Genomic DNA, 23,397 nt, shown 5'->3' with positions numbered 1-23,397 from the left:
GGCTCACCGCCACCCCAGTACGCAATACCCGCCTTGCGCCGCCTACTTGAGCAAGAACACCAACAGCGGATTGTCGTTCAGTCGCCCGTTGAACATCGGCGCCAAGTGTTCCACCGGTGTGCCCTTCAACTGCTCGGTTTCCTTGCGCGCCACGATCACCCAGGACGGCCGTGGCAGCGAGTCCAACTGATCGAGCTGGTTACGCCCGATGAACAGCGGTTGCTCGTCGTGATCCAGGTTCATCATGTAGCGCACTGCCCAGGTGTCCCGCGCAAGGCCGACAAACACCAACGGTCCAGGCTCTTGTGCGCGAAGCGCTTCCACCTGACTGACAAATTGCCGGGTGTCGAACTGCAGGTCCTTGGCCGGCTCTACCACGGTCACCAGCAACAACCACTGCGCCGCCAGTGCGATCGCGCTGAGCCACACCAAACGCCCGGCGCGACGCCAGGCGATCAATGCCGCCCCCTGCAGGATCACCAGCACGCCGATCAGCAACGGCAACGAAACGTCCGGCCAGTAACCGTGCTTCTGCCACCCATGTCGACACACGAAGACTACAACCACGCACAACGCCGGCAGCGCCGCGACGAGCCATGTGTAACAGCGACGCACCCCGACGAACCAGTTCTGTGCGTGGAGCAGCCCATAGGCGGCGACAGCGGCAAACATCGGCACCATGGGCAGGATGTAATAAGCGCGCTTGAAGTGCGGCACCGACAGCCCGAGCAGAATCATCAAGCCGCAGGCGCCGAGCCGCACGACCAGTTGCACGTCGTCATTGCCCCAGCGTTCCGGCCAGCGATGACGCAGCGCAACCATGCTCGCCAACGCCATGGGGACCACCGGGAAGTAACGGTACAGACTCAGCTGGAAGTAGAAATAGAACGGTTCGCCGATTTCATCGAGGCGCCCGCCAACCTGCATCTTGAACACTTCATCGGCAAAGGCCTGGCCCCCACTGATCCGCGCCAACTGCATCAGCAGCCACCAGCAACACGCCAACAGCAGCAACCCGATAACGCCGTGGATCAGCACTTGCCTGACCCGCTCCCCCGGACGACCCAACGCCCAATACACGCAGGCCACCCCACAGACTTCGATCAAGCCCAACGGCCCGCGAATCGCAAAGCCCAGGATAAACAGCGGGAACACCGCCAGCTGCCGCAGCCGCGAGCCAAGGCGTTCGCCACTGTGCAGCAGGTAGAAGCTGCCTACGCACAACAGCGCCACCATCTGATCCAGGCACACCGAGCGCGACTTTTCGAGCAACTGGGTGGTGAGCAAGGTCAGCAGCACCGTCAACAGCGCCCAGGCGCGACTGGAAGGCGCCAGCAAGCGATAGATCAGCGCCACCACTCCGGCAGAGGCCAGCGCGGTGGGCAGGACATTCGCCAGGTGGTTGGGCGCACCGAACAACCGGGCGAATACAAAACTGAAGAACGTCGCCGTACCGGGATAATCCGCGTAGGGCTGGCCGTAGGTGGTGGGGAAAAGACTTGCCCCATGGCGAAACATTTCCTGCATGAACAACGCCCAGCGCCCGTCAAACCCCTGAGGCTGCTGGTCCCAGATCCCCAACGTAAATAACAACAAAGCAATCAGAAAAATGCCCAGAGACTCCAGGCGAAAAGAGTTGCGGTGATCCATCGGTTGTCCTGCCAGGTAGTGAGCGGCGGCTTATGGTGCCCAACACATCCCAAATAGCGCCTGAACAACCCTGAACATTCATGTGCCCGGCCGATCTGCGCGCCACACCAGCGTCGGGATCAGGCGAACGTAGATCAGCTCGCCAATCAACTCGACCAGGGTTTGCAGGATCACCGCCGTCGCCGCCAACCCGCGCACGCCTTCGGGCAACGCCAGCGCCAGGGGCAACACCACCAGCGAGTTACGCGTCGCCGCGCTGAACGTCACCGCGCGCGCCGTCACCGCCGGCAGCACGAACAGGCGCGCGGCGAACATCCCCATCAATGGCGCCAACAGCACGAAGCCAACGTAGACCGGAATCACCGGCAGCAACAGGCTGATATCGCGCACCACCGCGGTGATTTGCGAACCGATCACCACAAACAGCACCGCGGCCATCGCTGGCACCGGCAACCAGGCCCAGGCATCGTTCCAGGCGTTGACGACCGAGGATCGCCGCGCCAGCGAGGTGGTGATCACCGCCAGCACCATCGGCACCACGATCAATAACAGGAACGCCTCGACAAACGGCCGCACCTCCACCACCACCGCGGACTGCGCGCCCAACATCAACCCCAGGTACACCGGCAACAACACCAACTGCAACAACAACAGCAGCGGCGTCGCGGCCAGCATCAAGCGCGAATCGCCCTTGCCGATATGGGTAAACACCACCACGTAGTCGATACACGGCGTCAGCAATACCAGCAACGCCCCCACCAGCAACGCCGGGCGCTCCACCAGGCCACGCGTCAGTAGCCACACCAGCACGGGCACGAGAACGAAATTGGCCAGCAGCAACGCCGCCAGGAACCGCTGGTTGCCCACGCCTTGGCGCAGCTGCAGAAACGGGATTTGCAGGAACATCGCATACATCAGCACCGCGATGGCCGGCGTGACCAGCACGCCGAGGCCATGCGCCAATGACGGCGCGAGCAGACCGAAAGCGGCGGCCAGGAGGACGGCGGCGAAGTAGATGGGAATCTGGTGGTGTTCGAGGGTGTCGCGGGTCATCAGGACGCTCTCGCTGATTGCAAAGGCGCAAGCCTAAGCATCTACTGGCGTGAGGTCGAGTGGTGTGGCCCGATCACATCCCTGGGATATTCCTGGCGAGTGTGTAACACCATCACTATCTCAACGTGCTCCGTCACCCGATAGACCACCAGGTAGTTTGGATGAACAACCATTTCCCGAGTACCAGACAAGCGACCGTGCTTGAATCCGTATGGCATCAGGGACAACCCCTCGGCGGCAACCACAATAGTTTGGTGCAGCGAGACGGCGGCAACCGGGTTGTACTGCTCGATGTAATCAATGATCTCGATCAGGGCGACAATAGCCTCAGGTCGCCATTTAACGAGAAGCACGAGCCTTGCGCCTCTCTTCCAGCACCTTCTCGACTTCAGCCATCGCCTGATCGTGCGGAATACTAGGACGAGGATCGTCAATTGAAGCCTGCACCTTGGCACGAAACCAACGGTCGTAGCTGGCAGCTTGCTCTTCTGTTTCAAACTCCGAAACGATGGGAGAACGTGGAATGCTCATAGAGACCTCCGTAATGGATGCCTGCCAGTCTAATCTGTCCATGGTTGGCTGTCGTTTCTCTCAGATGTGTGGTTTTTTCGGAACAAGCCACTGTGCACGGGCGTTGTAGGCGTTGTGAGCGCCAGAGATTAGTGAGTCAGCGGAACGAAGTACAAGTGCTGGCAAACTGGCCAACCGTTACCAAAAATAAAAAATCGGCACAGGCCCAAAACGATGAATTTGAATGATGCCTCTTCGCCAACGCCTGCAACTCAACCCTGCCAAAACACTTCCTTCAGGGCACCCGCCGCAGACGGCTACCCGCTTGGCGGCTTCACCTGGCGCCACATCCGAAGCGACCCTACACGCCCGGTCGTCATCATCAACGCCGCCACTTCCGTGCGCTGTCGCCACTATTCACGCTTCGCCGACTACCTGTTCGCCAACGGCTTCGATGTCATCACCTACGACTATCGCGGCATCGGCGAGTCCCGCCGTGGCTCGCTGCGAGGCTTCAAGGCCTCATGGTCGGATTGGGGCCGCCTGGATTTCGAGGCGATATTGCAGCGGGCGCAGCGCGAGTTCCCGGGGCAGCCGATCGACGTGGTCGGTCACAGCTTTGGCGGCTGCGCAGCGGGGCTCGGGGCGTCCGGCGCAGTGATCCGGCGCCTGGTGACGGTGGGCGCGCAATTCGCCTACTGGCGCGATTACGCAGCGAGCGGGCGCTGGCGCATGGTTGGCAAGTGGCATGTGGTGATGCCACTGGTGACGGCGCTGTTCGGCTACTTCCCGGGCAAGCGCCTGGGCTGGCTGGAGGATACGCCGGCCGGCGTGGTACGGGACTGGAGCACGCCGACGCCGAGCTATGAAACACGGCCCAGCGGGCGCGCCTTGGGTGAACTGCCGTTTGCCCGGGTAACGGCGCAGGTGCTGGCGATCAGCATCACCGACGATCCCTTCGGCACCGTGCCGGCCATCGAGCGCTTGCTGAGCTACTTCGCCAGCAGCGAACGCACTCACCTGCGCATCGCCCCTGACGATATCGGAGAAACACAGGTCGGACATTTCGCGTTCTTTCGCAGCGAGTATGAGGATCGGCTGTGGCCGATTGCGCTGGCATGGCTGAAGCACGGCGCGCTAACACCCGGCACACCGGGCCGTCGCATAACGGCGCGCGTCTAGAACCCCTTGGGATTTCCCTCAACCTGCGCTTCAATACCCACCCAGATCCTGAACCAAGGACGTGAGCCCATGGCCTCGCCGAACAAGCAGCAAAAACGTGCCCACCGGACAAAGGCCAAGGCCAAGCAAAACCGTACCCAACGCGCCGTCGCGAGCAAGCCGGATGCATTTGCCGGCGATGACAGCCGCATCGATCTTGAGTCGGTGGATTTGACTGAATTGTTTGTCGAGATGCGTACTGCCGGCGAAATCAGCCAGCAAGCGCTGTGCGCGGCATTCCTGGCGCACCCGCTGTTGGCATTGGTGCTGGAGCAGGAAGGCGAAGAAGAGGCCACCGACTTTATCCTGGCGGCACTGATCGAATATCGGCAGTGGGCTACCGACACCGAGGATGAAGCGGCAGCCCTGGCGTGGGTCGAGTCGCCGCAGTTCCAGGCGGATTACGTCGCCGCATCCCAGGCGCTGGTGATTTCCCAAGACTGACGCAAAACGCAATGTGGGAGGGGGCTTGCCCCCTCCCACATTTGAACTGCGGCGCAATCAAGCACCGCACTCCATCACATCAATTCAGTACTGCAGCGCCTACGCTCTGGGCCTTGCGACGGCTCGAAACGAGCAGCCCCGCCGCCACCACCAGCAAGCTCAAGACCCCGGTCGCGATGATCTCGACCCGATGGGCTTCCTGGAACAGCATGATCCCCAGCGTACCGACGATGAACACCATCACCGCGTAGGTCAGGCCTGGGAACAACCACATTTTGAACGCGAGCGTCTCGCCCGCCGCAGTACGCTTCTGACGCATGCGCAGTTGCGACACCGCAATCACCAGGTACACCAGCAACGCAATGGCGCCGGAACTGGCGAGCAGGAATTCGAACACCGCCGCCGGTGCCACGTAGTTGGCGAAGACCGCCAGGAACGCTGCGCCGGTGGACAGCATCACCGCCCAGTAAGGCGTGCCGCTTTTGTTGGTGCGCTTGGACACGGCGGGTGCATCACCACGACGGCCCAGGGAAAACAGCATGCGCGAGGCGGTGTACAGCGCCGAGTTGAGGCAGCTGGTCACGGCAACCAAGACCACCAGGTCAACGATCAGCTTGGCATTCGGGATGCCCATGCTTTCCAGCACTGTCTGGTAGGAACCTACGGCAGCCAGGGTCGGATCGTTCCAAGGCACCAGGGACACCACGATGAAGATCGACAGCAGGTAGAACAAACCAATCCGCCAGATCACCGAGTTGGTGGCCTTGGTGATCTGCTGGCCCGGGTCCTTCGACTCGGCGGCCGCGATGGTGACAATCTCGGTGCCCATGAACGAGAACATGGTGGTCAGGATGGCCGCCAGCACAGCGCCCATGCCGTTCGGCATGAAGCCCTGGGTGTCGAACAGGTGCGAGACACCGCTGACCTGGCTGGTCGGCAAGAAGCCGAAGATCGCCAGCAGGCCGAGGATCACAAAGCCCACGATCGCGACGACTTTGATCAGCGCGAACCAGAACTCGAACTCACCGTAGTGTTTCACGCTGAACAGGTTGGTCGCCGTCAGCAGCAAGGTGATGATCAGGGTAAACGCCCAGATGGCCACGCCGGGGAACCAGGCATGGAGGATGGTCGCGGCGGCGTTGGCTTCCAATGGAATCACCAGCACCCAGAACCACCAGTACAGCCAGCCGATGGTGAAACCGGCCCAGTGACCGATCGCCCGATCGGCGTAGGTCGAGAACGAACCGGTGTCCGGCGACGCCACGGCCATTTCGGCCAACATCCGCATCACCAAGACCACCAGCGCACCGGCGGCGGCATATGCCAGCAGTACCGCAGGGCCGGCGGCGGCGATCGCGTGGCCGGAGCCGACAAACAAACCGGCACCGATGACGCCGGCAATCGACAACATGGTGACGTGACGCGGTTTGAGCCCCTGTTCGAGGTCATTGGAGCTATGCGTACTACTCATTGACACACCTTTAAACGAGGAATTGCGAAAACGGTCCGCCCGGCGCGTGCCTTTCACGTGAAAAGAAACAAACAGGGCGTTCTTTATTTTTTACGCAATATTTGCGCCAAAATGTTACAAAACCCCGATTGACGCGGGCTGTAGGACGATCCAGCAGCCCTCGCAAGTCATTGAGAATGCTGGCATTCCGCTACAGCGTTACCGAGCGACTCACTTTTACCCGAACGCGCGCACCACAAATACACACAAAAAGTACGTGACGCCCCATAAAAGGGCCGATGGTCACCGTTTGCCCGGTTAACCCTTCCAACACCCGCCCAAAGCTGGCACCATCGCGCCCTTTTTCACGCGAAGCCTGCGGGTTTTCCAGGTTCAAACGGCTGTTCGGTTGTTGATGGCGCGACACGCCGCTGTGCCGATGCGACACCTTGCCGCAGACCACCTGTTAAGCATCCGCCGCGCTGTTGGCTGCCATCCGGACGCTATGCTAGGTTGGCGCCTCGCCAGGAAGGCGACCCAACAGCAGGAACGCAACGAACACAATGAGGACCGCACATGGCTCTGGCCGCGCCCGCGCTTGAAATCCGCAACTTGCATAAACGCTATGGTGAGCTGGAGGTACTCAAAGGTATCTCGCTGACCGCTCGCGACGGCGATGTGATCTCGATCCTGGGTTCCTCCGGTTCCGGCAAGTCCACATTCCTGCGCTGCATCAACCTGCTGGAAAACCCGCACCAGGGCCAGATCCTGGTGGCCGGCGAAGAGCTCAAGCTCAAGGCCGCGAAGAACGGCGAGCTGATAGCCGCCGACGGCAAGCAGATCAACCGCCTGCGCAGCGAAATCGGGTTTGTGTTTCAAAACTTTAACCTGTGGCCGCACATGAGCATCCTCGACAACATCATCGAGGCCCCACGCCGTGTGCTCGGCCAGAGCAAGGCCGAAGCCATCGAAGTGGCCGAAGCCTTGCTGGCCAAGGTCGGCATCGGCGACAAGCGCCACGCCTACCCCGCGCAATTGTCCGGCGGCCAGCAGCAGCGGGCGGCCATCGCGCGTACCCTGGCGATGCAGCCGAAAGTCATCCTGTTCGACGAACCCACCTCGGCCCTTGACCCGGAAATGGTCCAGGAAGTACTTAATGTGATCCGCGCGCTGGCCGAAGAAGGCCGCACCATGCTGCTGGTCACCCATGAAATGGGCTTCGCCCGCCAGGTGTCCAGTGAAGTGGTGTTCTTGCACCAAGGCCTGGTCGAAGAGCAAGGATCGCCACAGCAGGTGTTTGAAAACCCGCTTTCGGCGCGCTGCAAACAATTCATGTCCAGCAACCGCTAACGGAGCAACATGCATGCAGAACTATAAAAAATTCCTTCTGGCCGCGGCCGTTTCGATGGCGTTCAGCGCCTCGGCCATGGCAGAAACCCTGAAAATGGGGATCGAAGCGGCCTACCCGCCGTTCAACAATAAAGATGCCAGCGGCAACGTCGTCGGCTTCGACAAAGACATCGGCGACGCCCTGTGCGCCAAGATGAAAGTCGAGAAGTGCGAAGTGTATGTATCGGACTGGGACGGCATCATCCCGGCGCTGAACGCGAAGAAATTCGACTTCCTGGTGTCCTCGCTGTCGATCACCGACGAGCGCAAGCAGGCCGTCGACTTCACCGACCCGTACTACTCCAACAAGCTGCAGTTCATCGCACCTAAAGCCACGGCAGACTTCAAGACCGACGCGGCCTACCTGAAAGGCAAGATCATCGGCGCACAACGCGCGACGTTGGCCGGCACCTACCTGGAAGACAAGCTGCCAGACACCACCAGCAAGCTCTACGACACCCAGGAAAACGCCTACCTCGACCTGACGTCCGGCCGCCTGGACGGCATCCTCGCCGACAAGTACGTGCAGTACGAATGGCTCAAGAGCAAAGACGGTTCCGCCTACGAATTCAAGGGCAACCCGGTGGTCGAGAGCGACAAGATCGGTATCGCCGTGCGCAAAGGCGACCCGCTGCGCGAACGCCTGAACAAAGCCCTGGCAGAGATCAAGGCCGACGGCACCTACAAGAAGATCAACGACAAGTACTTCCCTTTCAGCATCGAATGATCTGAACGGTATGCCCGACGCGCTCCCAGGGGCGCGTCGGCTTTCAGCTTTGCCTGCCGCGATATGAAAACACCATGAATTTCGATCTCTACGGATTCGGCCCGGCGCTCGCCGCCGGCGCGCTGATGACCGTCAAGCTGGCGCTCACGGCCCTGTGCCTGGGGCTGGTACTCGGCCTGGCCGGCGCTTTGGCCAAGACGTCCCCATACAAGCCGCTGCAGTGGCTGGGCGGGGCTTACTCGACCCTCGTTCGCGGTATTCCCGAACTGTTGTGGGTGTTGCTGATTTATTTCGGCACGGTCAACCTGATGCGTGCCCTCGGGGAGTTTTTCGGTAACCCCGACCTTTCCCTCAGCGCCTTCGCCGCCGGGGTCATCGCCCTGGGCCTGTGCTTTGGCGCCTACGCCACGGAAGTGTTCCGTGGTGCGATCCTCGCTATTCCCAAGGGCCACCGTGAAGCCGGTGTGGCATTGGGCCTGTCGAAGTTTCGCATCTTCACCCGCTTGATCATGCCGCAGATGTGGCGCATCGCCCTGCCGGGCCTGGGCAACCTGTTCATGATCCTGATGAAAGACACCGCGCTGGTATCGGTGATCGGCCTCGAAGAAATCATGCGCCATGCGCAGATCGGCGTGACCGTGACCAAGCAGCCGTTCACCTTCTTCATGGTGGCGGCGTTCATGTACCTGGGCCTCACCGTGCTGGCCATGACTGGCATGCACTTCCTGGAAGAACGCGCCAGTCGCGGCTTTGCAAGGAGCACCCAATGAACGGCGACTACAGCTGGCTGTCCCATTTCGACCTGGGCCTGAACTGGGCCGTGATCATCAAGTGGCTGCCCAAACTGGCCCAGGGCGCGACTCTCACCCTCGAGCTGGTGGCCATTGCGGTGATTGCCGGCCTGCTGCTGGCGATCCCGCTGGGCATCGCCCGCTCCTCGCGCCGCTGGTACGTGCGGACCCTGCCCTATTGCTACATTATCTTCTTTCGCGGCACGCCGTTGCTGGTGCAACTGTTCCTGGTCTACTACGGCCTGGCGCAGTTCGACTCGGTGCGTAACAGCTTCATGTGGCCGTACCTGCGCGATCCGTTCTGGTGCGCCACCGCCACCATGACCCTGCACACCGCCGCCTATATCGCCGAAATCCTGCGCGGTGCGATCCAGGCCATCCCGCCGGGTGAAATCGAAGCGGCGCGGGCCCTGGGCATGTCCAAGCCGAAGACGCTGTTCTATATCATCCTGCCGCGCGCCTCGCGCATCGGCCTGCCGGCGTACAGCAACGAAGTGATCCTGATGCTCAAGGCCAGCGCCCTGGCCAGCACCGTGACGCTGCTCGAACTGACTGGCATGGCGCGCACCATCATTGCGCGCACGTACCTGCCAGTGGAGATCTTCTTCGCCGCCGGCCTGTTCTACCTGCTGATGGCCTATGTGCTGGTGCGCGGTTTCAAACTGCTGGAACGCTGGCTGCGAGTCGATGCTTGCCAGGGACGTTGAAGCGCACTTCCAGGCGCTGGATGCGTTCCTCAGCGAACATCAGGGGCTGTGGCGACCACGGCCCTTCACGCATCGCCAGTTACCCTGGGAATCCCAACATCCCGCGCTCGCCCAGTGGCTGCGCCGGCGCTCGCTGGCCGACGCGGAAAGCAGCCACAACCGGCCCCATGAGCTGCCCGCCCCGGCGCCTTTTCCACAGTTGGCCGCGCAGGCGCTGCGCCTCAGTGCTGTGGATAAGTTACCGACGCAGCCCCTGGCACCCGCCCGCCAGCGCCTGAACGTCGATGTGCCCGGCCGCAAGTGGCAACAGATCGAAGCATTCGGTGCTGCCCTGGGGTTCGCGCAACCACCGCGGCACTGGCTGGACTGGTGCGCCGGCAAAGGCCACCTCGGCCGCCGCCTGCTGCACAGCGGGCAGCAACTGACCTGCCTGGAATACGATCCGGCCCTGATCGCCGCCGGGCAGGCTTTGAGCGACCACCACCAACTTCCCGTCACCCATCACCTGCAAGACGTACTGGCCGACGTGACGGTCAGCGCCGAACACACACCCGTCGCCCTGCACGCCTGCGGCGACCTGCACGTGCGTCTGCTGCAACTGGCCAGCACTGCCGGCTGCAAGCAACTGGCGCTGGCACCCTGCTGCTACAACCGCATCCGCACCGATCGCTATCAGCCACTGTCGAGCGTCGGCCGCGCTTCGGCGTTGCGCTTATCGGTGGATGACCTGGGGCTGCCCCTCAGTGAAACCGTCACCGCCGGCAAGCGGGTGCGCCGGCAACGGGATACGTCCATGGCCAGGCGCCTGGGTTTCGATCACTTGCAGCGCCAATTGCGCCATTGCGACACGTACCTGCCCACGCCGTCCCTGCCCGCCAGTTGGCTGGATAAACCCTTCGCCGACTATTGCCGCGAGTTGGCCGGCCTCAAAGGTTTATCCACAGGCGAGCAGGATTGGACAGCGCTGGAGGCACACGGCTGGCGGCGCTTGGCCGAGGTCAGAAACCTGGAACTGCTGCGAGGGTTGTTCCGCCGCCCGCTGGAACTGTGGCTGGTGCTGGATCGGGCTCTGTTTCTGCGGGAACAGGGCTACACCGTGGCGGTAGGCAGCTTCTGCGAAACCACCCTGACCCCACGCAACCTTATGGTGCTGGCTGAGCGCGATTAAAGCGCATTTTTTCCTACGCGCGCCCTGTGGATAACTCTGTTGATGAAATCCTTACAGAAGTTGTAGCCATCTGCGCTACAGGCCAAATGCCATACTGATCATTTTTTGTGCAACGAATAAAACGCACGCAAAACAGGCGGTTGCGCCGTGTTGAGAATGGTTCCGCCCAAACCCCATTCGACGCCATCGGCGACCTGCCGATTGTGCATAAGCATTTCGCGTTCAGCGCATAAAGCGTGATTTAGCGAGCTTTTTTCCGTGCGATCAACAACCGGCACAGCCTCTTGAGATCGTCGCAGGCGGCGCTCGCCGCCAAATTATCCAGCGGGTCCGTGGCAAAGGCCAGGGCTTCGCTGATCGAGGGATCGCGATGCACCACGTCCAACGGATTATCGCCCAGGCGCAGTTTGAAGGCATTGACCATGTCCCGGCTGAACGCCGAGTTTTCTTCCAGTTGATTGATCACATAGTGGCAATGTGGCGGGCGTTCACGCTCAAGATAAGGCGCCAGCACCGCGTCCAACTGGTCAAGCGTGCCGAGGCACGCGGCATTCGGCTGGACGACGACCAATACGCTATCGGCCACGCTCAACGCTTGATGCAGATAGACGTTATTACCGGCGGGGGTGTCGATGAGCATGAGCGGGCGCTCGCTCAACCCCAGGGTCGACAGGTGCTGCGCCAACCACTCCGGTTCACGCGTGAGCCAACGTTGCAGGTTGTCCTTCTGCTTGATATCGGTGTGCCCGAAGGGGATCACGCGGCAGCCGGCAAACCCCGCTTGCAGGAGCGTCTCCCAGCGCGTATTGAGCAGGCTGGCGCGGCCGACGCCCAGGAGCTCCGGGGCCACGCCGAAATGCTGGCGCAATGCGTTTTGAGGGTCCAGATCCAGCGCCACCACCGACTCCCCCAAGCGCTGCAAGCCGCTGCTCAACGCCGTGGCCAGGGTGCTGCGGCCGACGCCGCCGTTGACCGAGACCAGCGCCACCACGGTTGGGCGCGGTGTGCTCAAGTCATAATGATGAGGTTGTTCATAGGCCGCTGGCGCATTGGCGCAAAAGCGCGAGCTGTCTTTCTGGTTAGCGCGGGTGCCATCATCGAATGGAAGGGTGCCGAAAAAGTGCAGCCGAGCGTTCCGTGCCTTGGGCTCCCGGGTCAGGCTCTTGCCGGACGGGGCAAACAGATCATCGGTACGGCTCATGGCCATAACTCCTTCACAGTGCCATTAAAGACGTGAAAGGTCGGCAAGATAAGGCTGACCGCAAGTCTTTTTGTCGGCGCTTTGGTTGCGACATTCTGTGACAGGCGTTATGAGGTGTCATTATTTTGATGGAATTGCCGCCACCCTTTCAGACGAGCGGAAAATAGCCAATTTACCGGCACTTATTCAGGATAAATTGCTACAAAGTGATTTCATCGTGCCATTGTTTTTTACCCGGTATCACCGCACCATTGCCGCACCTTCAATGCTGCAAGCTCGGGTATTCGCAGTGGCGATACGCTTTAACTTCCCTCGGTTCCTGTACGGTCTGGCCATCACGCTGTTGCTGGGTGGCGGCCTGCTGGGCAATCTGCTCGCCGATTGGGATTTCAGCCAGATCAGCCGCCGCGCCGAGGCGCTGTACGGGCCCCTGGGCGCCGGGCGCCAGCGTATCGATGCCTGGCAACACCTGCTCACGGCGCAAAAGCAGGTCAGCGAAACCGAACAACTCAACGTGGTCAACTTGTTCTTTAACCGCCAGTTGCACTACGAAGAAGATATCGACCTGTGGCACGAGATCGATTATTGGGCGACGCCCATTCAATCTCTGTGGAAAGGTGCCGGTGATTGTGAAGACTATGCCATCGCCAAATACTTCAGCCTGCGTCACTTGGGCGTCCCGGCCGAGAAGCTGCGCATAACCTACGTCAAGGCCTTGCGCCAGAATCGCGCGCATATGGTACTGACCTACTATTCAAGCCCGGAAGCCATGCCGTTGGTACTGGACAGCCTGATGGACCCCATTCTGCCGGCCAGCCAACGTCCGGACCTGCTGCCCGTCTACGCTTTCAACGGCGAAGGGTTGTGGCTGACCGGCGCGGCGGGCAACAAAAAAGTCGGTGATAGCAAGCGCCTGTCACGCTGGCAGGATGTCTTGAAAAAAATGACCGCCGAAGGGTTTCCGGCCAGTTCGGATAATTAACAGGAGCTACGATGTCACTGTTCAAACAATTGCTGATCGCTATCTGTGTGTTTCTAGTGGTTGCCTTCAGCGGTAGCTTCATCGTCAGCCTGGAAAGCTCGCGTGCGCAGTACGTCAACCAGTTGCGTTCCCACGCCCAGGATGCGGCCACCGCACTGGCACTGTCGCTGACGCCGAACATCGATGACCCGGCGATGACCGAGCTGATGGTCAGTTCGATTTTTGACAGTGGCTACTACGCGAGCATCCGCGTGGTGGACCTGAGCAATAACCAGGTGCTGGTGGAGCGTGCCGCCGAGCCTGATGCCAGCGGCGTGCCGGCCTGGTTCGTGAAAATGATCGGCCTCGCGCCGGCCGGCGGCGATGCCATCGTCAGCCGAGGCTGGCAGCAGGCGGCACAGGTCGAGGTGATCAGCCACCCGATGTTCGCCCTGGCCAAACTGTGGCAGAGCGCATTGGGCAGCCTGGGCTGGTTGCTGCTCTGCGGCGCCGCGAGTGCGGTGCTCGGCGCGTTGTTGCTGCGCCGTCAGTTGAAGCCGCTGGACTATATGGTCGAGCAGTCCCACGCCATCGCGCGGCGCGAATTCATCAGTTTGCCCGACCTGCCCCGCACCCCCGAACTGCGGCGCGTGGTGCAGGCCATGAACCAGATGGTCGAGAAGCTCAAGGCGTTGTTCAATGAACAGACCGAGCGCAGCGAGAAGCTGCGCGTGGAGTCCTACCAGGACAGCCTGACCGGGCTGGCCAACCGGCGCTATTTCGAGATGCAGCTCAACTCGCGGGTCAGCAACCTGGAAGAAGCCAGTTCAGGCTACCTGCTGATCTTGCGGGTCAATGACCTCGCCGGTCTCAACCAGCGCCTGGGCGGGCAACGCACCGACCAACTGCTGCAAGCCGTCAGCCAGCAACTGGTGCGGACCTGCGCCAAGTACCCGGAAACCCACAACCTGATCACCCGCAGCCGCGGCGGCGAGTTCGCGGTGCTTGCCCCAGGCCTGGTGCGTCACGAAGCGGTGCAATTGGCCCAGGCGCTGGAAACCACCCTGCAGAGCCTGTACGAAACGGGCGCCACAGACATGCAGAGCGTGGCCTACATCGGCCTCGCGCCCTACAACCCCGGCGATGCCTCGGCCGACCTGTTGAAGCTGGCCGATCAGGCCCTGGCCCAGGCTGAAGCCAGTAGCGGCCAAACCTGGGTATGCCTGGAGCGCCAGACCCGGGGCACCGTCAGCGACGATCCGCATAGCTGGCACACCCTGCTCGACGAGGCCCTGAATCAGGGGCGCTTCCGCTTGTTTTTCCAGCCGGTGGTCAGTAGCAGCGATACCCGTCAGGTGCTGCACTACAAGGTACTGTCGCGCCTGCTCGACAACCAGGACCAGACCATTGCGGCGGGGCACTTCCTGCCCTGGCTGGAGCGCTTCGGCTGGACCGCACGCCTTGACCAATTGATGCTCGACCTGGTGATCAAACACCTGGCACAACACAACCAATCGGTGGCGTTGAACCTCTCGGCGGCGACCTTGAATGACCCACAAGCCCTGGAGCGGATGTTCGAGCGATTGGCGCAACACCCGACACTCGGTACGCGCCTGACGCTGGAGATCGGCGAAGAGCAAGTGCCCGAGCAAGCCCAGCTGGAGCGTCTCACCCGGCGCCTGCGCAGCCTCGGATACAGCCTCGGCCTGCAACGTTTCGGCGGGCGTTTCAGCATGATCGGCAACCTGGCGAACCTGGGCCTGGCGTACCTCAAAATCGACGGCAGCTACATCCGGACCATTGATCAGGAAAGCCACAAGCGCTTTTTTATCGAGGCGATCCAGCGTGCCGCCCACAGCATCGATTTGCCGTTGATTGCAGAACGCGTGGAAACCGAAGGTGAGTTGCGCGTGATTCGCGAGATGGGCATCGAAGGGGTGCAAGGCCAACTGGTCGGTGAACCTGCGCCGTGGACGTGGAGCGCCGAGTAATCAGGCCGGCTTGACGCTCATGCCGTGAAAGAGGTGCGTGCGCCTCAGATCAAACCGCTTTCATCGTCATTGATCAGCTCACTCAAACCGCCCAGCGCCGTCCGTGCCTGGGTACGCTCCATCACCTTGACCTGCGCGGCGGGCGGCAGGTCAGTGATGCGGATCACGCCCTTGGCGGTCAGCACCTGGATCAAGTCATCGAGCACCCGAATCATCTCGGAGTCGCTCTGTTGGAGCTGCTTGAGGCTGTTGTCGATCACATCCGTGGCAAACCACGCCTGAATGTCCTGATGATCCGCCGGTAGAGTCCCGGTGGATTCGGCGAAGGCCTGCGTCTCGACGCGAACCAAAGCGTTGTATTGATCGCGTTGCACGTAGAACATCAGCGTTCTCCCAATAAAAAATCCCTGCAGGCGCCGCACCTGGCTCCTACAGAGATTACACACATTTTCCCGAAGCTGGTGCCCACGGAGCACCAATCCCGAAAGATTGGCGCTCCAGGGTGATCAGTCGTGATGCTTGACGGTCAGATCACCACCGGCGATCAGGCTGTTGATCGCGGCACTGCCACTGCCCCAGCTGGCGCCATCGACCTTGATCGTAACATCGGCCGTACCGCCACCCTGCGCCGTGAACGAACCGCTGCTGCTGACACTCAGCGTCGAGTTGCCCGCCGAATCGGTGCTCAACTTCAGGTAGCTGGTCAGGTTGGTGTCGTTACTGCCTTGCAGCAAATCGGACAGGTCCAACTTATCGCCTTCGCTGTGCTTGAAGTCGGTGATGGTATCGACGCCAGTCCCGGTGTTGGTATCCCCTTTGAGCCACACGAAGGTATCCGCCCCCGCGCCGCCGGTGAGGGTGTCATTGCCCTTGCCGCCCACCAGGATGTCGTTACCCGCCCCGCCGTTGAGCACGTCGTTACCGCCTTGGCCGAACAGAATGTCGTCGCCGGCGTTGCCGATCAGCTTGTCAGCGCCGTCGTTGGTGCCGTAGATGTTCGACGCGCTGGCCAATGCACCCACGTCAGCGACGTGCTCGGTGATGAACTGGTGCAAGGTACGGTCATCGATGTGATCGACGGTCGTGGCCAGTTTGTCGGCCGCGAACGCCTTGAGTGCAGCACTGCCTTCAAGGTTGTTGTAGCTGATCAGGTCGCCGAACAGAATGTCGTTGCCCGAACCACCGGTGAGGGTGTCGGCGCCGGTATCAGCCGCGTGGCCGGTGATGGCATCCGCCAGCTTCGCGGTGTCGATCGTGGAGACGTTATGATCGGTATCGAACTGCTTGAGCACAGCGGTATCAATGTTCGAGCCCAGACCGATGGCCTCGACGACAACCTTGCCTGGAACCGCGTTGACCAGATCGGAGTAGGCCGACTGGGCGTTGCTCATGGCGGCGCTGGAGTCGTTGTAGACCGACGCCACGTCAAAGCCGCCGCTGCTGTTGGCCACCACGGTGCCTTCGAGGTTTTTATTACCCCAACCATCGTAGGAATAGACCTTGCCGTCACCATCGACAATCACCTGCGTCCTGCCGTTGATTGTCGTTGTGACCGAGTTGGTCTGACCCAAGACGTAATTGCCGCTATTGACGATGCTATCAAAGTAAACATTCGAGCCGAACCAACTGGTCGAGCCCAGGAGAGGGTTACCCTGAATGGCGGTGTACATGTTCGGCTCACCGTCGGTAATGAAGTACGTCAGGTTTTTTGCACCCACATTGCTCGTGGCTTCGTCGCCTTTGAACCAGTTGGTGGCGGCGTTGAACGCATCCTGATAGTTGGTCATGTCGCTCGATTTTGACGTCATCTGAGTCAACACAGCCTGCAAGGCCGCTTTAGCGGCGTCCTTGTCGGCGAGGTTGACCGAGACCTGCGCTTCGACCCGCGTATCGAAGTCGACCAGCAGTACTTTCACAACACCCGAGTCGCTTTTACCGGCATTGCTGATCAAGGTATCGAACACGCTCGCAAGCTGCGCCTTGATCGACTTCATCGCACTGCTGCCGATACTGCCCGAGGTATCGACGATGAAGGCAATGTTGTAGTTGCTGCCCGCATTGACGATACCGCCTTTGTCACCGACCACCATGTTGTTGGCCGAGGAGCTGCTCAGGTCGATGACATCGGCAGCGCCGCCGCCTTCAGTCACCACATAAGCCTGTGGCGCAACGGTAATGGTGCTGGTGGCCACCGACGAACTCAGGCTGTCAGCACCTGCGTTGTCCTTCACAGAGATCTCGACGGTGCGATCACCCGTGGTCGGATACTTGCTGGTGCTGGAGTACTGGAACGACTCGAGCAACGACTTGTAGGTGGCCGTGTCAGCCGCGCCCGACAGGGTCAGGACGATTTTGCCACTGACGTCGGTGCCGACGCTGGTCAGGGTGACGCCGTTGTAAGTACCGCCCACGGTCACCAGGCTCGAGCTGAGCTGGTCGCCCGCGCTGGCGTTTTTCAAGGTGATGGTCGCGCTTTGCATCTGGCTGCTGTCGACGTCACCGATGGCTACGTTGCCGGTGATCGCTATCCCACCCGTACTGCGCTCCGAGTAGGCCGTGCTGTAGCTGGTGAGGACGGAACCGTCTGTGGTGCTCAGGTCCAGGGTCGGTGCGTCGTTGACCGAGGTCACGGTGATAGTGCCGTTGGCCGGGGCCGAGGTCAGCGGATTGCTGCCGTTAGCGTTGCCGCTGTCGGTGGCGGTGTAGGTGAAGTTCGCCGTGCCGTTGAAGTTCGCGTTCGGCTTGAAGTACACGGTGGCTTCGCCGTTGACCGCGGTAATCGCGCCGGTCACTGGTTTGGTCATCGCTGCGTCGGTGTAGAAGGTGCCGTTGGTTGGCGTGCCAACGGTGAACGACTTGACGTTGGTCAGGCCATCGACGTCGGTCGCGCTCAGCTTGACCGCGATGCCTACGCTTGGGTCTTCAGCACCGGTCGCGGTGGTTGCTGCAGCCACTGGCGCATCGTTGACCGGAGTCACGGTGATGCTGCCGTTGGCTGCTGGCGAGGTCAGTACGTTGCTGCCGTCAGCGTTGCCGCTGTCGGTGGCGGTGTAGGTGAAGTTCGCCGTGCCGTTGAAGTTCGCGTTCGGTTTGAAGTACACGGTGGCTTCGCCGTTGACCGCGGTAATCGCGCCGGTCACCGCTTTGGTCATCGCCGCGTCGGTGTAGAAGGTGCCATTGGTTGGCGTGCCGACGGTGAAGGATTTCACGTTCGCCAGGCCGTCTACGTCGGTCGCGCTCAGCTTGACCGCGATACCTACGCTTGGGTCTTCAGCACCCGTCGCAATAGTGGCCACAGCCACCGGCGCGTCGTTGACCGGAGTCACGGTGATGCTGCCGTTGGCTGCTGGCGAGGTCAGTACGTTGCTGCCGTCAGCGTTGCCGCCGTCGGTCGCGGTGTAGGTGAAGTTCGCCGTGCCGTTGAAGTTTGTGTTCGGCTTGAAGTAAACCGTGGCTTCGCCGTTGACCGCGGTAATCGCACCGGTCACCGCTTTGGTCATCGCCGCGTCGGTGTAGAAGGTGCCATTGGTTGGCGTGCCGACGGTGAACGACTTGACGTTGGTCAGGCCATCGACGTCGGTCGCGCTCAGCTTGACCGCGATGCCTACGCTTGGATCTTCAGAACCGGTCGCGGTGGTTGCTGCAGCCACTGGCGCATCGTTGACCGGAGTCACGGTGATGCTGCCGTTGGCTGCTGGCGAGGTCAGTACGTTGCTGCCGTCAGCGTTGCCGCCGTCGGTCGCGGTGTAGGTGAAGTTCGCCGTGCCGTTGAAGTTCGCGTTCGGCTTGAAGTACACGGTGGCTTCGCCGTTGACAGCGTTAATGGCGCCGGTCACCGCTTTGGTCATCGCCGCGTCGGTATAGAACGTGCCATTGGTTGGCGTGCCGACGGTGAACGACTTGACGTTGGTCAGGCCATCGACGTCGGTCGCGCTCAGCTTGACCGCGATGCCTACGCTTGGATCTTCAGCACCGGTCGCGGTGGTTGCCGCTGCAACCGGCGCATCGTTGACCGGAGTCACGGTGATGCTGCCGTTGGCTGCTGGCGAGGTCAGTACATTGCTGCCGTCAGCGTTGCCGCTGTCGGTGGCGGTGTAGGTGAAGTTCGCCGTGCCGTTGAAGTTCGCGTTCGGTTTGAAGTACACGGTGGCTTCGCCGTTGACCGCGGTAATCGCACCGGTCACCGCTTTGGTCATCGCCGCGTCGGTATAGAACGTGCCATTGGTTGGCGTGCCGACGGTGAACGACTTGACGTTGGTCAGGCCATCGACGTCGGTCGCGCTCAGTTTGACCGCGATACCTACGCTTGGGTCTTCAGCACCCGTCGCAGTCGTGGCCACAGCCACCGGCGCGTCGTTGACCGCAGTGATCACCACGCTCACCTTGCCAGTCGTGACTTCTTCAACCTGCGTGCTCAACTCTTTGGCCGTTGCCGTCACAGTCAGATCGAAATTGGCAGTCGCATCCTTGGCCGGAGTGACGGTCAGGGTAGCCAGGTTCCAATTGCTGACATCGTACTGGGTGGTCGCACCCGTCGAGGTATAGCTGTGGCCCGTGGCGCCGTCGGTGATGACAGCGCCTTCAGGCAGGCCGCTGATTTCTACCTTGTGCGATTCCGACTGGTCATTGTCGACAAACGTGGTCGTGATCGGGCTGATCTTGATCGCAGTGTCTTCCAGGCCGTGGTTATAAACGTAGCCGGTGTAATAACCTTCTCCGTTGACCACATGAGCATCGTCAAACACCGCCCCGGCGGCTTTCAACGCTTCCAGGCTGGTATAGGTCTGCACGCCGCTGCTGCCCAACGCCATCGACGGGCCGTTGTTGATCGAGACATTGACGTCGTAGTTGCCCGGGCCGGCCTGGTTGTAGTGATAGATGTCGAGGGTGTAATAACCCGACTCTGTCGGCGTAAAGGGGGTTGCGTTGATCCCGGTGCCCTGGCTCCAGGTCTCGGTCGACACCAACTTGCCGCCGACGGTAACCGCCAGGCTGTCATCGGCGCTGCCGGTGAAGCTGTAGCTCTTGCCAGCTTCCAGGTAAATCAGACCGGAGACTTTGGTCGCGGTGAGTTCCACCACATTAGCGTTGCTCACGTTGGTGGTCACACCCGTGGAGGCTGCGCTGTCAGGCGTTTGAGCGTTGATGACCCGGATCAAATCGCTGGACTGAACAACCCCATTGCCGTTCGTACCCAATGCACCCGGCAGGTTGCCGCCGGTCCAGGTTTGAATGGTCAAGCCGGTTGGCACGTCACCGAATGCGCCGACGGTCACGACAGGAACGTCCGTCACTGGGTGGATATCCACGGTGATGGTTTTCGTATCGCTGTTGAGCTGGCCGTCGGTCGCCTGGAACTTCAGCTCGGTGTAATCACCCTGCTTGTTACCGACGCCGGCGTTGCCGAAGCTGTTATCGCCCGACTCGTTGGCCGCTGGGCTGTAACGCACATTGTGATTGTCGAAGTCGGCCTGGCTGAAGGCCTTGCCCGGCGACGTATCGGTTTTCAGATCAGCCGCGCTGAGCTTGACCCAGACACCGTCGACTTTGTACTCGATGGCACCGTTGGGCAGGCTGGTGAAGACGACTTTCAGGTCCGTGGAATCCACATCGTTGACCCCGAACGTCGACCATTTCAGCTCGACTGGGGTGTCTTCGTTGCTTTCTACATAGCCATTGCTCGCAGTCGGCGCGTCGTTGACCGGAGTTACGGTGATGGTGCCGTTGGCAGGTGCCGAGGTCAGCGGGCTGCCGCCGTCGGCGATACCGCCGTCGGTGGCGGTGTAGGTGAAGTTCGCGGTGCCGTTGAAGTTTTCGTTTGGTTTGAAGTAAACGGTGGCTTCGCCGTTGACTGCGTCGATCGAGCCGGTTACCGGCTTGGTCATGGCGGCGTCGGTGTAGAACGTGCCGTTGGTTGGGGTGCCGACGGTGAAGGACTTCACGTCTGCCACGCCGTCTACGTCGGTGGCGGACAGCTTGACCGCGATACCTACGCTTGGGTCTTCAGCACCGGTCGCGGTAGTGGCCGCAGCCACAGGCGCGTCGTTGACCGGAGTCACGGTGATAGTGCCGTTGGCTGGAGCTGAGGTCAGCGGGCTGCCGCCGTCAGCGATACCGCCGTCGGTGGCGGTGTAGGTGAAGTTCGCGGTGCCGTTGAAGTTCGCGTTTGGTTTGAAGTAAACGGTGGCTTCGCCGTTGACGGCGTCGATCGAACCAGTCACTGGCTTGGTCATCGCCGCATCGGTGTAGAAGGTGCCATTGGTTGGCGTGCCGACGGTGAAGGATTTCACGTCTGCCACGCCGTCTACGTCAGTGGCCGAAAGCTTAACTTCGATGCCCTGGGCCGGATCTTCGGAACCCGTTGCGGTGGTCGGTGCTGCGACCGGCGCGTCGTTCACCGCAGTCACGGTGATGGTGCCGTTGGCTGGAGCCGAAGTCAGCGGGCTGCCGCCGTCGGCAATACCACCGTCGGTCGCGGTGTAAGTGAAGTTGGCGGTGCCGTTGAAGTTCGCGTTTGGTTTGAAGTAAACGGTCGCTTCACCGTTGACGGCATCAATCGAGCCGGTCACCGGTTTGGTCATCGCCGCGTCGGTGTAGAACGTGCCGTTGGTTGGGGTGCCGACGGTGAAGGATTTCACGTCTGCCACGCCGTCTACATCGGTCGCGCTCAGTTTGACCGCGATACCTACGCTTGGGTCTTCAGCACCGGTCGCGGTAGTGGTCACAGCCACAGGCGCATCGTTGACCGGAGTCACGGTGATGGTGCCGTTGGCTGGAGCCGAAGTCAGCGGGCTGCCGCCGTCGGCAATACCACCGTCGGTGGCGGTGTAAGTGAAGTTCGCGGTGCCGTTGAAGTTCGCGTTTGGTTTGAAGTAAACGGTGGCTTCGCCATTGACGGCGTCGATCGAGCCAGTTACTGGCTTGGTCATGGCCGCGTCGGTGTAGAACGTACCGTTGGTAGGCGTGCCGACGGTGAAGGACTTCACGTCTGCCACGCCGTCTACGTCGGTGGCGCTCAGCTTGACCGCGATACCTACGCTCGGGTCTTCAGCACCGGTCGCGGTAGTGGTCACAGCCACAGGCGCATCGTTGACCGGGGTCACGGTGATAGTGCCGTTAGCAGGCGCTGAGGTCAGCGGGCTGCCGCCGTCGGCAATACCGCCGTCGGTAGCGGTGTAGGTGAAGTTCGCCGTGCCGTTGAAGTTCGCGTTTGGTTTGAAGTAAACGGTCGCTTCACCGTTGACCGCGTCAATCGAGCCAGTCACTGGCTTGGTCATGGCGGCGTCGGTGTAGAACGTGCCGTTGGTAGGCGTGCCAACGGTGAAGGATTTCACGTCTGCCACGCCATCCACGTCGGTGGCGGACAGCTTGACCGCGATACCTACGCTTGGATCTTCAGCACCGGTCGCGGTAGTGGCCGCAGCCACAGGCGCGTCGTTGACCGGAGTCACGGTGATAGTGCCGTTGGCTGGAGCTGAGGTCAGCGGGCTGCCGCCGTCAGCGATACCGCCGTCGGTGGCGGTGTAGGTGAAGTTCGCGGTGCCGTTGAAGTTCGCGTTTGGTTTGAAGTAAACGGTGGCTTCGCCGTTGACGGCGTCGATCGAACCAGTCACTGGCTTGGTCATCGCCGCATCGGTGTAGAAGGTGCCATTGGTTGGCGTGCCGACGGTGAAGGATTTCACGTCTGCCACGCCGTCTACGTCAGTGGCCGAAAGCTTAACTTCGATGCCCTGGGCCGGATCTTCGGAACCCGTTGCGGTGGTCGGTGCTGCGACCGGCGCGTCGTTCACCGCAGTCACGGTGATGGTGCCGTTGGCTGGAGCCGAAGTCAGCGGGCTGCCGCCGTCGGCAATACCACCGTCGGTCGCGGTGTAAGTGAAGTTGGCGGTGCCGTTGAAGTTCGCGTTTGGTTTGAAGTAAACGGTCGCTTCACCGTTGACGGCATCAATCGAGCCGGTCACCGGTTTGGTCATCGCCGCGTCGGTGTAGAACGTGCCGTTGGTTGGGGTGCTGACGGTGAAGGATTTCACGTCTGCCACGCCGTCTACGTCAGTGGCCGAAAGCTTAACTTCGATGCCCTGGGCCGGATCTTCGGAACCCGTTGCGGTGGTCGGTGCTGCGACCGGCGCGTCGT

Annotated in this window: 17 protein-coding genes; 9 read left to right on the top strand and 8 right to left on the bottom strand. The window is 61.2% G+C overall.

Annotated elements, in window-relative coordinates:
- Positions 1-42 precede the first annotated feature (42 nt).
- The 4 genes from TU80_RS00080 to relB form a co-directional block, all read right to left on the bottom strand.
- Positions 43-1,650, bottom strand: a complete 1,608-nt coding sequence (locus TU80_RS00080) for an ArnT family glycosyltransferase (RefSeq protein WP_057003607.1) — start codon at positions 1,648-1,650, stop codon at positions 43-45.
- A 78-nt stretch (positions 1,651-1,728) separates the two neighbouring features.
- Positions 1,729-2,703 carry an arsenic resistance protein gene (locus tag TU80_RS00075; protein WP_057003606.1) on the bottom strand — a complete coding sequence of 325 codons (975 nt, stop codon included), beginning with the start codon at positions 2,701-2,703 and terminating at the stop codon, positions 1,729-1,731.
- Between the two features lie 41 nt (positions 2,704-2,744).
- Complete coding sequence (locus TU80_RS00070; protein ID WP_032805156.1) at positions 2,745-3,056, bottom strand: type II toxin-antitoxin system RelE/ParE family toxin; 312 nt, start codon at positions 3,054-3,056, stop codon at positions 2,745-2,747.
- Entirely contained in the window at positions 3,043-3,234 is a 192-nt protein-coding gene (gene relB / locus TU80_RS31200) for a type II toxin-antitoxin system RelB family antitoxin (RefSeq protein WP_081610227.1), read from the bottom strand. Before relB ends, TU80_RS00070 begins: the two co-directional genes overlap by 14 nt.
- A gap of 213 nt (positions 3,235-3,447) precedes the next feature.
- On the opposite strand from relB, the gene TU80_RS00065 reads away from it, so the two are divergent.
- Positions 3,448-4,395: an alpha/beta hydrolase family protein gene (locus tag TU80_RS00065; RefSeq protein WP_057003605.1), complete on the top strand. Its 948-nt coding sequence runs from the start codon at positions 3,448-3,450 to the stop codon at positions 4,393-4,395.
- Between the two features lie 69 nt (positions 4,396-4,464).
- Positions 4,465-4,878 (top strand): hypothetical protein, encoded by a 414-nt coding sequence (locus tag TU80_RS00060; RefSeq protein ID WP_057003604.1) that lies wholly within the window; start codon positions 4,465-4,467, stop codon positions 4,876-4,878.
- Positions 4,879-4,957: 79 nt separating this feature from the next.
- On the opposite strand, the gene gabP is transcribed toward TU80_RS00060, so the two are convergent.
- Positions 4,958-6,349 (bottom strand): GABA permease, encoded by a 1,392-nt coding sequence (gene gabP, locus TU80_RS00055; RefSeq protein ID WP_017849950.1) that lies wholly within the window; start codon positions 6,347-6,349, stop codon positions 4,958-4,960.
- Between the two features lie 555 nt (positions 6,350-6,904).
- On the opposite strand from gabP, the gene TU80_RS00050 reads away from it, so the two are divergent.
- The 5 genes from TU80_RS00050 (at position 6,905) to TU80_RS00030 (ending at position 11,110) form a co-directional block, all read left to right on the top strand.
- Positions 6,905-7,678, top strand: a complete 774-nt coding sequence (locus TU80_RS00050; RefSeq protein ID WP_017849951.1) for an ABC transporter ATP-binding protein — start codon at positions 6,905-6,907, stop codon at positions 7,676-7,678.
- A gap of 13 nt (positions 7,679-7,691) precedes the next feature.
- Complete coding sequence (locus TU80_RS00045) at positions 7,692-8,444, top strand: ABC transporter substrate-binding protein (protein WP_046385012.1); 753 nt, start codon at positions 7,692-7,694, stop codon at positions 8,442-8,444.
- Between the two features lie 74 nt (positions 8,445-8,518).
- Positions 8,519-9,214 (top strand): ABC transporter permease, encoded by a 696-nt coding sequence (locus tag TU80_RS00040; RefSeq protein ID WP_046385013.1) that lies wholly within the window; start codon positions 8,519-8,521, stop codon positions 9,212-9,214.
- 38 nt (positions 9,215-9,252) lie between these two features.
- Positions 9,253-9,942: an ABC transporter permease gene (locus tag TU80_RS00035; protein ID WP_057003778.1), complete on the top strand. Its 690-nt coding sequence runs from the start codon at positions 9,253-9,255 to the stop codon at positions 9,940-9,942.
- Positions 9,923-11,110 (top strand): methyltransferase, encoded by a 1,188-nt coding sequence (locus TU80_RS00030; RefSeq protein ID WP_057003603.1) that lies wholly within the window; start codon positions 9,923-9,925, stop codon positions 11,108-11,110. Before TU80_RS00035 ends, TU80_RS00030 begins: the two co-directional genes overlap by 20 nt.
- A gap of 241 nt (positions 11,111-11,351) precedes the next feature.
- On the opposite strand, the gene bcsQ is transcribed toward TU80_RS00030, so the two are convergent.
- On the bottom strand, positions 11,352-12,311 hold the full coding sequence (gene bcsQ, locus TU80_RS00025) for a cellulose biosynthesis protein BcsQ (protein WP_057003602.1): 960 nt from the start codon (positions 12,309-12,311) through the stop codon (positions 11,352-11,354).
- Between the two features lie 265 nt (positions 12,312-12,576).
- Between bcsQ and lapG the strand changes: the two genes are divergently transcribed.
- Together lapG and lapD are read left to right on the top strand one after the other, a co-directional pair.
- A complete protein-coding gene (lapG, locus tag TU80_RS00020; protein ID WP_082643789.1) occupies positions 12,577-13,293 on the top strand; it encodes a cysteine protease LapG in 717 nt (238 codons plus the stop codon).
- Positions 13,294-13,304: 11 nt separating this feature from the next.
- Positions 13,305-15,263, top strand: coding sequence for a cyclic di-GMP receptor LapD (gene lapD, locus TU80_RS00015; protein WP_057003601.1), 1,959 nt, complete (start codon positions 13,305-13,307; stop codon positions 15,261-15,263).
- A gap of 44 nt (positions 15,264-15,307) precedes the next feature.
- Here lapD and TU80_RS00010 read toward each other — a convergent pair whose 3' ends face one another.
- Complete coding sequence (locus tag TU80_RS00010) at positions 15,308-15,646, bottom strand: hypothetical protein (RefSeq protein ID WP_057003600.1); 339 nt, start codon at positions 15,644-15,646, stop codon at positions 15,308-15,310.
- 123 nt (positions 15,647-15,769) lie between these two features.
- Positions 15,770-23,397, bottom strand: a 7,628-nt coding sequence (locus TU80_RS32565; protein WP_156422905.1) for a tandem-95 repeat protein, incomplete at its 5' end; no start/stop codon positions are given.

It is taken from the genome of Pseudomonas veronii (assembly GCF_001439695.1).
Taxonomy (GTDB): Bacteria; Pseudomonadota; Gammaproteobacteria; order Pseudomonadales; family Pseudomonadaceae; genus Aquipseudomonas; species Aquipseudomonas veronii.
Note: the sequence above shows the minus strand (reverse complement) of the source record. Positions and strands in the feature narration are given on the sequence as shown.